Origin of the sequence: Anabaena sp. UHCC 0187, from assembly GCF_009712035.1 — a bacterium.
Classification (GTDB): domain Bacteria; phylum Cyanobacteriota; class Cyanobacteriia; order Cyanobacteriales; family Nostocaceae; genus Dolichospermum.
Window position 1 is genome coordinate 21,525 of the sequence record NZ_VILB01000009.1, and the last position, 12,820, is coordinate 34,344.

At 40.2% G+C, this 12,820-nt stretch carries 8 protein-coding genes; 7 read left to right on the top strand and 1 reads right to left on the bottom strand.

What is annotated here, in order from left to right:
* Nucleotide 1 precedes the first annotated feature (1 nt).
* The 3 genes from FJR11_RS07880 (at nucleotide 2) to eno (ending at nucleotide 4,380) form a co-directional block, all read left to right on the top strand.
* Entirely contained in the window at nucleotides 2-337 is a 336-nt protein-coding gene (locus tag FJR11_RS07880; RefSeq protein ID WP_168503157.1) for a XisI protein, read from the top strand.
* A gap of 283 nt (nucleotides 338-620) precedes the next feature.
* Nucleotides 621-2,600: an ATP-binding protein gene (locus FJR11_RS07885; protein ID WP_168503158.1), complete on the top strand. Its 1,980-nt coding sequence runs from the start codon at nucleotides 621-623 to the stop codon at nucleotides 2,598-2,600.
* Between the two features lie 490 nt (nucleotides 2,601-3,090).
* Complete coding sequence (gene eno, locus FJR11_RS07890) at nucleotides 3,091-4,380, top strand: phosphopyruvate hydratase (protein ID WP_168503159.1); 1,290 nt, start codon at nucleotides 3,091-3,093, stop codon at nucleotides 4,378-4,380.
* A gap of 80 nt (nucleotides 4,381-4,460) precedes the next feature.
* On the opposite strand, the gene argC is transcribed toward eno, so the two are convergent.
* On the bottom strand, nucleotides 4,461-5,519 hold the full coding sequence (gene argC / locus FJR11_RS07895) for an N-acetyl-gamma-glutamyl-phosphate reductase (protein WP_168503160.1): 1,059 nt from the start codon (nucleotides 5,517-5,519) through the stop codon (nucleotides 4,461-4,463).
* Nucleotides 5,520-5,850: 331 nt separating this feature from the next.
* Between argC and ribBA the strand changes: the two genes are divergently transcribed.
* From ribBA to FJR11_RS07915, 4 genes are all read left to right on the top strand, one after another.
* On the top strand, nucleotides 5,851-7,578 hold the full coding sequence (gene ribBA, locus FJR11_RS07900) for a bifunctional 3,4-dihydroxy-2-butanone-4-phosphate synthase/GTP cyclohydrolase II (RefSeq protein WP_168503161.1): 1,728 nt from the start codon (nucleotides 5,851-5,853) through the stop codon (nucleotides 7,576-7,578).
* A gap of 97 nt (nucleotides 7,579-7,675) precedes the next feature.
* On the top strand, nucleotides 7,676-9,865 hold the full coding sequence (locus FJR11_RS07905) for a transglycosylase SLT domain-containing protein (protein ID WP_168503162.1): 2,190 nt from the start codon (nucleotides 7,676-7,678) through the stop codon (nucleotides 9,863-9,865).
* A gap of 258 nt (nucleotides 9,866-10,123) precedes the next feature.
* Nucleotides 10,124-10,546: a hypothetical protein gene (locus FJR11_RS07910; RefSeq protein ID WP_168503163.1), complete on the top strand. Its 423-nt coding sequence runs from the start codon at nucleotides 10,124-10,126 to the stop codon at nucleotides 10,544-10,546.
* A gap of 534 nt (nucleotides 10,547-11,080) precedes the next feature.
* On the top strand, nucleotides 11,081-12,652 hold the full coding sequence (locus FJR11_RS07915; protein ID WP_168503164.1) for a reverse transcriptase domain-containing protein: 1,572 nt from the start codon (nucleotides 11,081-11,083) through the stop codon (nucleotides 12,650-12,652).
* Nucleotides 12,653-12,820: the final 168 nt, after the last annotated feature.

Below are 12,820 nucleotides of genomic sequence, written 5' to 3' on the forward strand. Positions count from 1 at the left end.
AATGGATAAGTTAGATAAATACAGGAAAATTATAGTTAGTGTTGTCAAAAAACACGCTCAATATAAACCTAGTCATGGAAAAATTGAGGCTTTATGTATTTGTGATCAAGAATCTGATAATTATTTGTTAATGGATACGGGTTGGGATAAAACAGGTAGAGTTCATGCAGTGGTATTTCATCTGCGAATTATTGATGGTAAAATCTGCATTGAATGGGATGGTATGGAAAGGGGTATAACTGGGGAATTATTGGAATTAGGAGTAGAAAAGGATGATATTATTTTAGGGTTTATTCGTCCTGAATATCGTCAGTTTAGTGATTTTTCTGTAGCTTAATATAAGGTTTTGATTGAAAATAAATAATTTATTACGCTAAACAGCGTTGCTTTTAGCTTTAGTTGTTTATATTGGTATTCAGTGGGGCATAAAATAGTGTTGGCGTTGTAGTTCGTCATACTTTGATGCAACGTTAGCACTCCCGACCATTTGCGGAGTTAAGTTGGGGCGTTGTATAAAATTGATATTGTGCTTGATTGAAAACTTGGTGTTGCTGAATCAGAGTAGGAAAAGCTCACGAAAACTTGTATACTCTTATATATTTAATTTTCAGCAACTCAGTATGACTCAGCACCCAGAAATAGATTACAGGCACGTTTTATCTGAACTTTCGGTTAACCGCAAAGATCCTTGTGAAGTCATTCGTGAATTGATATCTAACTCTTATGATGCTCAAGCCTCGAGAATCGAGATTTACCCTTTATTGAATTATAGTGGCTTTATATTTTTTGACAATGGTATTGGTTTAAGCGAAACAAAAGAATTTAATGGAATAACTCCCTATAGAGCATTTTTTTCAATTGGTAAGTCTACTAAAATTCAAGGTGAAGCTATTGGTTACAAATGCCAAGGTTCAAAGTTATGTTTTGCGTCTAAAAAATTTACTTTAATTACACGCTGTAAGAATGAAGATAAATGGCGGTCAAGGTCAATAGATAACCCTAAAGACAATTTAAGCCCTCAATATGATATTCAATCTAATGTAGATAGTAATCCTTGGCAAACACTGAAAGATTTATTTCCTATACCTAAAAAACAAACAACCAATATTTTAAATAATTTGAATGAAGACTTCTTTAATAAAAATTTTACATCAGGGACGATGATTATTGTCCAATCATTAGATGTAGAAAAATTTTCAAGCTATTACAATTCAGAAGAAGATGAAATTACAAAATGGTCATATCTTAAAAATTATATTCGCTTTAATACCAGACACGGAGATATGAGAATCCTCCGTTCTAGTGAAACAGATTTTCCTGAGAGTAAAGCAACAATGTTTCAGCAGTGTCCTGGATATAATGACCAATGCGAGTTATATCTATGGACAGAAGATACTAGCAGAAAAAAAGAATTCCTACAAAAAATTGAAGCAGGTTATCCATATCTACATAAGCCTAATGACATGGATAAATCATTAATTAGGACTCCTGCTGAAGTTTCAACTTTAAATGCTGGTAGGTTTTCGGCTCGTGGTGCTGCTACATTTAGTTTTGAAGGTATCACTTATTGTTTAGCTTTAGCAATTGATGGTAATCGTCGTTGTCATGAAAAATATGAAGAATTAGACAGAAAAGGTAAGAAAAAATCAGGAATTAGATTAACAGATCAAAGAGGTTTATTTATTTGTTCAGAAGGCATAAAAATTTGCCGTTACAATGAAATTTTTGAACATTCTAAACTAGCAGATTACGTTGGTCTTGGAATGTCTAATGCACAATCTCACTACATTTTCATGATAAATGGTAGTTTTGATGTAGTAACTAACAGAAATTCATTAACTGAAACCGCTTTGAGAATTCTAAATGATGATAATTTTATTGAAAAAATAAAACAGTTTTTTGATGCGGCAAAAGCTAATATGCAAGTTTTTCGTGAACTTGTTGATAGGCTAAATAAAGAGACTCAAGATGTGAAATTAGAGGCTTATACTCGAAAATTAAATGCACTAAAACAAGGGATTAAAGATAGACCCATATTTATGGTAGATGATGATGATATAGAACAACTAAAGGGAAAGTGGCTTGTAGAACCTGGAATTGGAGAAGAGTATTCAGTAGGAACTTTGTATGCAATGTTTGCTCACCTTGTTCCATTGGATTCACTTTATTCTGATATTTGGTTACGTCCAAGAACTTTTTCCAGCATGGGGATTGATAGTATTGCTGTTAGCATAGGGGAAAATACTTTAGGAGAGAAAGTTCATAAAGCTCTTGAGTATAAATATATTTTTTCTCCAAGTGATGAATTTAATCACCCTTTAATACTCACTGCTCAAATTGTTTGTTGGGATATGCCAAGTGGACAAGAAAAAGATAATATCAGTGACTCATATAACTTCTTTGGTGAAATCTCATACACTGAAGAACTAAATCAAATAGGCTACGAAATCATCAATATTCGTAGCCGAGAAGGTGAATTTTATCCTGGTAAAGTGAAAGTTATTAGTCTCAAGAGACTACTAGACAAAACTTTTAATTGTAAATGGTTTACTCCACCGCCATTACCTGCTTCTACAACAAAAAAAGTAAGAAAAAAGTAAACCTATAAAGTAATAAATATTACTTGTTATTCACTTTATATTGTCATCCTAATCAGTTACGTAAGCACAACCATCATCTATATGAATTATTGTGCTTATCCTTTCTTTGCTCATAGATAATCTCTGTAATTTTAGGAAAATTCTAACATAAGCAGATGTAGAACTATATGTCTGAATCAGGATTTACAGGATTTGAGGATTCTCAGGATTTTGTACCTAAATATTAAAAATAAACACGGCAATTGATGTATTCAAAACAAGTAAATTATCAATAAATCATCCTGTTAATCCTTTAATCCTGTAAATCCTGATTCAGACAAATTCCATGTTTCCTTCCATACTCAGCGAGCATTACCACCCTTCACTATTGGAAATCTTCTTTAATGTCAGCCGATTTTCCCCCAGAAACACATAAACTAGCGATTGGGTTATTAGTAAACTGTAAAGGTTCAACCCTGAGAACATACTCAAAATCAAGGACAAACAACGAATGACGAAATTTCTAGATACTGCTATTGAAGCCATTGTCGCCCGCGAAATCCTCGACTCACGGGGAAAACCCACAGTTGAAGCCGAAGTTCATTTAGCTAACGGCGCTATCGGAGTAGCACAAGTTCCCAGCGGGGCTTCCACAGGCACATTTGAGGCTCATGAATTGCGTGATGGCGATAAAAGCCGTTATGGTGGCAAAGGCGTACTCAAGGCTGTCCAGAATGCCAATGAGGTACTAGCTCCCAAATTACTAGGTTTGGATGCTCTCAACCAAGAAGCCTTAGACAGATTAATGATTTCCCTCGATGGTTCACCCAATAAAGCGAATTTGGGAGCAAATGCAATTTTGGGGATTTCCCTGGCTGCTGCAAAGGCTGGTGCAGAGTCTTTAGCAATTCCCCTCTATCGCTATTTAGGTGGCCCTTTGGCGAATTTATTGCCAGTTCCCTTAATGAATGTGATCAACGGTGGAGCGCACGCGTCTAATAATGTTGATTTCCAAGAGTTTATGATTGTACCCATTGGTGCGCCTTCTTTCAAAGAAGCATTGCGTTGGGGTGCAGAAGTGTTTGCAACACTCAGCAAAGTCTTAGATGATAAAGGTTTGCTGACAGGTGTGGGTGATGAAGGTGGTTTTGCACCTAACCTAGAATCTAACCAAGTGGCTTTAGAATTGCTAGTAGCGGCGATTAAACAAGCTGGTTACAAACCTGGTGAAGACGTAGCCCTAGCTTTAGACGTGGCTGCTAGTGAATTTTACAAAAATGGCCAGTATGTCTATGATGGTAAACCCCATTCACCAAATGAGTTTATTGATTATCTAGGACAATTGGTTGAACAATATCCCATTGTTTCCATTGAAGATGGTTTACATGAGGAAGATTGGCAAAGTTGGCAATTACTAACTCAGAAAATCGGCTCAAAAGTACAATTGGTGGGTGATGATTTATTTGTAACTAACGCCACCCGCTTACAAAAAGGCATTGAACAAAAAGCCGCTAACTCGATTTTGATTAAATTGAATCAAATTGGTTCACTGACTGAAACTTTGGAAACCATTGATTTAGCAACTCGCAACGGTTTCCGTTCAGTAATTAGCCATCGTTCCGGTGAAACTGAAGATACAACCATTGCTGATTTAGCTGTAGCTACTCGCGCCGGTCAAATTAAAACCGGTTCTCTGTGTCGCAGTGAACGGGTAGCAAAATACAATCGCCTTCTCCGCATTGAGCATGAATTAGGCGATCGCGCCGTCTATGCTGGTACTGTTGGTTTAGGACCAAAGTAGGGAATTGGTAATTGGTGATTGGTGATTGGTGATTGGTGATTGTAAACACCATTACCCATTACCCATTACCCATTACCAAATTAAGGATAAAACCCAACTTTAGGTAATCCCAAGGTTTCATCCCAGCCTAGCATCAGGTTCATACATTGAATTGCTTGTCCAGCTTGACCTTTAATCAAGTTGTCAATGGCTGACATAACGATAACACGCCCGGTGCGGGGATCAACTTCTATGCCGATATAACAATTGTTACTGCCACACGCCCATTTAGTTTGGGGATAAGTGCCACTATTGCAGATTTTCACCCAAGGGGAATTACGATAAAAGGCACTGTAGATGGTAATCAGGTCATCACGAACTAAACCGGGATCGCGCATGGTGGCGTACACAGTGGCTAAAATCCCCCGCACCATGGGGATGAGGTGGGGTGTAAATTGGATTTTTACGTCATGACCTGCCAATTCACTACAAATTTGCTCAATTTCTGGCGTGTGACGGTGTCTACCGACGTTATAAGCACCTAGAGAATTATCAGCTTCGGCTAACAACAGGTTAACTTTGGCTTGTCTACCACCGCCAGATGTGCCGGATTTAGCGTCAATGATAGCTGTTTCCGGAACGATTAAACCTTGTTTTAAAAGTGGGGACAATGCCAGTAAACTGGCTGTAGGATAGCAACCGGGACAGCCGACAAGATTTGATTCGGCAATGCGATCGCGGTACAATTCTGGTAAACCATAAACTGCTGTCGCGGCTATAGTGCGATCGCTTCTTTCTGTACCATACCAATCTGTATAAGTTTTCAAATCACCAAAGCGATAATCAGCACTCAGATCCAGTACCTTACAACCTTTTTCTATAAGTTGGGGAGCAATTTGGCAAGCCAGTCCATTGGGTAAAGACAGAAATACCACTTCACAACGACTAGCAATAATATCCGGTTGTACTGCTTCAATGGGCAAATTTACTATATTACCGAACTGTGGGTAAAGGTCAGCAAAGGATTTACCCGCACTGCTTTCACCACCTAAATAAACAATTTCCACTTCAGGATGATCCATCAGCAGTCGTACTAGCTGCACTCCGCCATACCCTGACGCGCCAACAATTCCAACTGGTACGCGTCTTAAATTTCCCATGATCTTAAATCCTTATCCACTTTTAGTTATCTATTATCAGTGATCAGCAGTCAAGCTACTAACTAATTACTAATGACTTCTGATTGAACTTTCGCAGCATTGTATAGCAAAGAGTATCTTTTAGCGTATCTATAATTAGAAATATCTTTAAGAACCAATCACATTCGTATTGTGTAAAAAATCATTCTCAGTAAATATCATGTTGTTTAGGTGACAAAAAATTTCTTGTCATTTAGTCAATTTCTCACAAAATCCCTAATTCCGATAAACAAGCTACAATTTACAATAAGAAATTGTTAAAAAACTTTACGTTGATAGCTGGAAATTTTCTGTGTCACAGCCTAATATTACCCAAACCTTTAAATTTGATTCTATTGATGCCGCTTTGGCCGACCTCAAAGCCGGTCGTGTCATTGTCGTCGTAGATGACGAAAATCGAGAAAACGAAGGCGATTTAATTTGTGCTGCCCAATTTGCCACCCCAGACATGATTAACTTCATGGCGGTAGAAGCCAGAGGGCTGATTTGTCTAGCCATGACAGGCGATCGCCTCGATGAACTAGACTTACCATTAATGGTCAGCAAGCTCACAGATACTAACCAAACCGCCTTTACTGTTAGTATTGATGCTGGTCCCCATTTGGGCGTTAGCACTGGTATTTCCGCCGAAGACCGCGCCCGCACTATCCAAGTCACCCTCAACCCAGCCACCAAACCGGAAGAATTACGACGACCGGGGCATATTTTCCCCCTGCGGGCTAGACCGGGAGGCGTACTCAAACGGGCAGGACATACAGAAGCCGCTGTAGACTTATCCAGACTAGCTGGACTGTATCCAGCCGGGGTAATTTGCGAAATTCAAAACCCTGATGGTTCAATGGCGCGGTTACAGCAGTTAGTGGAATATGCTAAAAATCATCACCTGAAAATTATTAGCATTGCGGATTTAATTAGTTATCGTCTCCAGAATGATCGCTTGATATACCGAGAAATTGTTACCAAACTACCTAGCCAATTCGGTCAATTTGATATTTACGGCTACCGTCACACCCTAGATAATACAGAACACGTCGCCATTGTCAAGGGAGATCCGGCAAATTTTGGAGATGAAGCCGTGATGGTGCGAATGCACTCAGAATGTTTAACAGGAGATGCTTTGGGATCTTTGCGTTGCGACTGTCGGATGCAGTTACAAGCCGCCTTGAAAATGATTGAAGATGCGGGTCAAGGTGTCGTTGTTTACCTGCGTCAAGAAGGACGGGGAATCGGCTTAGTTAACAAGCTGAAAGCCTATTCTTTACAAGATATGGGCTTGGATACCGTCGAAGCAAATGAGCGGTTAGGGTTTCCCGCAGATTTGCGTGATTATGGCATGGGGGCGCAAATTCTCATGGATTTGGGCATCAAAAAAATCCGTTTGATTACCAATAATCCCCGGAAAATTGCTGGTGTTAAGGGTTATGGCTTAGAAGTTGTAGATCGTGTTCCCCTGTTAATTGAGTCTAATGATTTCAATTCCTATTACCTAGCTACCAAGGCCAAGAAATTGGGACATATGCTGTTACAAACTTATCTAGTCACAGTAGCGATACATTGGCAAGATGAACCGGAATCCGTGACTGAACGCTATGAACGGTTGGAGAAATTACGGCATTTATCAAAAAATCACCATTTACTGTTACAGGAAGAAGCCCGGCCATTGGGAATCGCTTTATTTGATCAACCATCTTTAACTGTACATCTAGGTTTTGACCAAGCTAATATTGCTGAATCCAATTGGTATCAACAAAAAGGCCATCCTTATCTGCAAGCAATCTGCCAGATTTTAGATGAAATCGTAACTTTACCCTATATTCAGAAAATGGAATTTCTGATTGCGACAGGTAACGATCCTTTGAGTAATTTGCAAGTACAGTTAGATAGGCAAATTTTCTCTGATGGTGTACTACCTTCATCTTTACAAGATAACTTGCAGACTCAGCAAATTTACAGCTTTATTAATACTCTTATGTCTAAAGACACTGAGATGATTGGTGGAGTCGAGGGATCAAATCCATAAAAGTTGGTGAGAGGTGTTACCCTAAATGTTAAAGTTGCCAAAATATTAATCAGTCGGCAACTTTATCTTTGAGACGCTAGGCAAACAGCGAGTATCAATGTTGAAGAAACTACAGAAAACACAAATTTATCTGCTTGCTGGTGCTGGACTATGTGCCTTTTTAGCCGGGGCTATGGTATCAGCCCCCCAAGCTGGCAAAACCCTGAGCCAATGGTTGAACTTGAGTCAGAGTAAGCCGGAAAAACTATCTGAGGCTAACAAGGCCAAGTCAGTTGTATTTTCTCTATTGTCTCAATCTGTACCAGAAAGATTAACAAAACTCACGGAAATTGCCGAAAAGGGTAGTTCCCCAGATCGGGAACGCGCTCGTTATCTGTTGGCCAGTGATTATGTGGAAACCTCTCAAGGGAAAAAAGCCCTGGATTTATTGACAGGACTGGAAAAAGACTATCCTGTATTAGCACCTTATATTTTACTTAAACAAGCCCAAGCACATGATATTTTAGGCGAAGATAAAAAAGCTTCGGATTTGCGCCAAAAGGTACTCAAAGAATATGCTAAAGAAGCAGCGGTAGTTAAAGCTATCTATGCGATCGCTCAACCAAAGTTATATGATCAAGCGATCGCTAAATTTCCCTCCCATCCCCTCACCTGGGAAATTATCCGCAAACGCTTAAAAGATAATCCTAATCAGCCTAATTTACAATTAGTCTTAGCAAAATACGCCGCTGACGAACCGGGAATTGTGGGTGTATTAAATCAGTTAGTGAAACAGCCACAACTCAAACCCGCAGATTGGGAACTCATTGGTTCAGTCTACTGGAACAATAATCAATTTACTCAAGCTAAGGATGCTTATATTCAAGCACCCAAAACCGCTACCAGTCTCTACCGGATTGCCAGAGGATTACAATTAAATAAAGAGCAAGATAAAGCCATTGCTGTTTATAAACAACTACTGCAAAAATTTCCTACTGCTACAGAAACAGGCACAGCCCTATTAAGATTGTCGGAAATTGCTAAAGGTAAAGACTCCATTCCCTATCTTGACCAAATAATTAGTAAATTTCCTGAACAAGCACCTCAAGCATTAGTCAAAAAAGGTACTCTGCTGGACAGTCTCCAGGATAATCAGTCAGCTAACACCACATGGAAATTATTACTAGGTAAATATGGCAGCACTGATGAAGCCGCAGAATTTCGCTGGAAAATAGCCCAAACTAAAGCTAAAAGTAATGATTATTTAGGTGCATGGCAATGGGCGCAACCAATTACCATTAATAACAAAACAAGCATTTTAGCCCCTAGAGCCGGGTTTTGGGTCGGTAAATGGGCCATGACTCTGGGCAAGCAACAGGAAGCTATTACTGCTTATAAGGGTGTAATTAGCGAATTTCCCTACTCTTATTATGCCTGGCGTTCTGCGAGTATTTTGGGTTTAAATGTGGGTAATTTTGATAACCTGCGCGTGATGAACCCGACAATTATCCCCCCACAACGTCCTGTACCTCCAGCGGGTTCTCAGACTTTTCAAGAATTGTATTTACTAGGACAAGATCGTGATGCTTGGTGGCAATGGGAAACAGAATTTAAAAGTAAAAATCAGCCTAGTGTCGCGGAACAATTTACTGAAGGTTTGCTCAGATTAACAAAAGGTGAATATCTCATTGGTATTGACAAAATTGCCAAATTAGAAGACCGGAAAACACCCACAGAAAAAGCCGAATATCAAGCTTTAAGCCGACAAAGTATTTACTGGCAAGCCCGTTATCCTTTCCCCTATTTTAAAGAAATTGAAAAATGGTCTACTTCCCGTCAACTTAATCCTCTGTTAGTTACAGCCTTGATGCGCCAAGAATCTCGCTTTCAGGCGAAAATTAAATCCTCTGTCGGCGCTACTGGTTTAATGCAAGTTATGCCCAGTACAGCCGCTTGGATAGCCCCACAAATCAATTTAGATATCAAAAAACTCAACCTGGAAAATCCCAACGATAACATCATATTGGGAACTTGGTATCTTGATTATACTCATCAACAATATGGTAATAATTCCATGTTAGCGATCGCTAGTTATAATGCCGGGCCTGGTAACGTTGCCAAATGGCTACGAACCATACCTAAACAAGATCCAGATGAGTTTGTCGAAGAAATTCCTTTTGATGAAACTAAAAATTATGTCCGTCAAGTTTTTGGTAATTACTGGAATTATCTGCGGCTTTATAACCCTGAAGTTTCTGCCATAGTCTCCAAATACTCGGAAGAACACCCGGAATTACCACCGAAATAATAGGGGAAAGGAGAAAATTTTTCCCAATCCCCGCAATCAAATTTTAACTTCAAAAATAGGCGATAGTGAAGCACTCCGCAGGAATCGCTATTAATTTAGATAAAACCTATATACAGCAATGGTTTTGGACATCTAAAAGGGATATTTAATCACAACGGGAGCGGTAGAACCTAAATCATCAACAATTCGCAATATTAGTGGAAGCTTGATGGAAGTGAGGTTAAAATTACAGGCAATGTCTAAATCTGAATTAGAACTATGAAGACGGCTGAAAAACTGGCGGCTGGTTGGCTACTAACACTCGGATTCATGTTTTTAGCGATATCAGTATCAGAAGCAATAGATAAATCAGCACAATCAGGAATCACTGTATATCCTGTAGAGGGGGAACAGGTATTTTCACCTCCCAATGCGGCTGGGGAGAGTAAAGATACCATTGTGGGAGGGATAATTTTTGGTGTTCCTAGCGCCATATTGGGGAGTTGGTTAGCATTAGGATTGTATAAACAAAGTCAACAAGAGAAAAAAGCCTTAAAGCAACAAAACAACGAACAATTACAAGCGCAATTTTATCAAATGTTACTACAAAATCAAGGACGAGTAACTTTGCTAAGTTTTGCAATGCAGTCTCAATTACCAGCAGCGGAAGCTAAACAATATTTAGAGTGCGATTCGTTGTGAGTGAATCACGGTACTCAGTCCGTAAATAATCTCACCAACCTAATCCAATCAGGGAGAAAGGTTGAACTCTCGGTCTGATATGGGTGAAAGTCCCATCTACCAGACTCAGGTATGACTCCCTACCTGCCCACACTGACTAGACTCGGTTTCTAGAGGGTGAAGCTGGGAACAGGACGCAATCAGACATCCGTTATGGGATGACACTTGGCGTTAATGGGGAGTTCCCACGGTGAAACAGAGCCTAGAAAAGCAACCTAATTGTAAGCAGGGCATAACATCAAAATCCCTGACTGAACTGGAGCTAATTCCCGCCGCATAGCCAAAGATAGCGGCAAGAGTCTAGGGAATCCAGTGGTTGAAATGGCTACACCTAAAGGAACTAACAATCAACCGAGGGAACGAATAAAAACGGATTGAGGGTCTAAGGGCGGTCGAACCCTAAGTAGGCTGGACGAGCAGCGGAATCCCTTCAATTCGGGTAGGACAGACCGTAATTGGTCTGAGGTGTTCAGAATACACAAATGGTCGCAGAGCATGATTAGACACAGTGGCAACACTAGTGAATCCTGGAAAATGTTACCTTGGAAGCAATTCCGTCGTAACTTATTCCGCCTACAAAAACGAGTGTATAAAGCGGTTCAAGTTGGCGACAGGCGCAAAGCCAAGTCCCTACAAAAGCTGATTCTGAAATCAACCGCAGCAAGATTACTGGCTATTCGTCAAGTAACACAGCTAAATGCTGGGAAAAAGACAGCGGGAGTTGACGGTAAGACCGCGCTCACATTCGAGCAAAGGTTTCAACTGAGTGAAAAGCTCAGAACTGAATGTAGCGACTGGAAACACCAGGGATTACGTGAAATACCCATCCCAAAAAAGGACGGTAAAACCCGAATTCTCAAAGTCCCCACTATTGCAGATAGAGCATATCAATGCCTTGTCAAATACGCATTAGAACCAGCACACGAAGCAACATTCCACGCATACAGCTACGGGTTCAGGACGGGACGCTCGGCACATGATGCACAAAAAATCTTGTTCCTCAACCTCCGCTCAATTTGCAATGGAATAGATAAACGAGTGATAGAACTCGATATCGAAAAATGCTTTGACAGGATAAATCACACCGCCATCATGGATAGACTCATCGCTCCTTATAGCATAAGACAGGGAATTTTTCGCTGTCTCAAAGCCGGAGTCAACCCAGAGTTTCCCGAACAAGGAACACCTCAAGGGGGCGTGGTAAGTCCACTCTTAGCTAACATCGCCTTAAACGGAATTGAAAGTATTCATAGATACCACACTCAAGGTTACAGAATTACAGACAAAACCTCAAAGGAAAAGATTATTGAGCCAACAATCCGCTACGCAGATGACATGGTAATAATACTCCGACCCCAAGACGATGCCACAGAAATACTTGACAAAATCAGTCAGTTCCTAGCAGAGCGGGGAATGAAAGTCAGTGAGAAAAAGACAAAGCTAACCGCCGCGACAGATGGGTTTGATTTCCTCGGCTGGAATTTCAAAGTCCAGAATAACGGAAAGTTTAGATGTGTCCCTTCAGTGGATAACTTCAAAGCCTTCCGCAAGAAAGTAAAACACATTGTCAACAACTCGAATTATGGTGCTACCACAAAGGCTAAGAAATTAGCCCCTGTAGTTAGAGGTTGGAGGAATTACCACCGCTTCTGCAAGATGGATGGGTCAAAGTTCTCCTTATGGCGCACCAGTTACAGAGCATTCAAGGTATTCAACAAAGAAACTAAACAGAATCGCCATGTCTGTAAGCAATTAATAGATAAGGCATTCCCAGCAGTTTCCTACTCCGAAAATAAACACGCCAATGTCAAAGGTGAGAAATCGCCATACGACGGAGATTTAACCTACTGGAGCGAACGCAACAGTAAGTTATATGACGGTTATACCTCTAAAGCCCTCAAACGGCAAAACCATAAATGTGGTCATTGTGGGTTAAAAATGCTCAGTGACGAGAAGGTACATTTACATCATATAGATGGAAACCACCAAAACTGGAAACCAAAAAACCTTCTAGCAATTCATGAAAGCTGCCACGATTATATTCACATGAGCAAAAGCGAAAGCTAAGAACATCGGGAGCCGGATGCCGTGAAAGTGGCACGTCCGGATCTAACAGAGAGGAGCGCGGGATAATACCCGCCTTCGACTCTACCTAAGAAAGCTAAAGAATTCAATGCAAATTTTCAAGTAAATGAAGAAGGGGCTGTATCATATCATTTTGATGTTTAATAGCTC

Bases quoted from the DNA above. Each gene is read 5' to 3' on its own strand.
- FJR11_RS07885 (WP_168503158.1), top strand. From the start codon at position 621: ATGACTCAGCACCCAGAAATAGATTACAGGCACGTTTTATCTGAACTT.
- FJR11_RS07880 (WP_168503157.1), top strand. From the start codon at position 2: ATGGATAAGTTAGATAAATACAGGAAAATTATAGTTAGTGTTGTCAAA.
- eno (WP_168503159.1), top strand. From the start codon at position 3,091: ATGACGAAATTTCTAGATACTGCTATTGAAGCCATTGTCGCCCGCGAA.
- FJR11_RS07915 (WP_168503164.1), top strand. From the start codon at position 11,081: ATGATTAGACACAGTGGCAACACTAGTGAATCCTGGAAAATGTTACCT.
- FJR11_RS07905 (WP_168503162.1), top strand. From the start codon at position 7,676: ATGTTGAAGAAACTACAGAAAACACAAATTTATCTGCTTGCTGGTGCT.
- FJR11_RS07910 (WP_168503163.1), top strand. From the start codon at position 10,124: ATGAAGACGGCTGAAAAACTGGCGGCTGGTTGGCTACTAACACTCGGA.
- argC (WP_168503160.1), bottom strand. From the start codon at position 5,519: ATGGGAAATTTAAGACGCGTACCAGTTGGAATTGTTGGCGCGTCAGGG.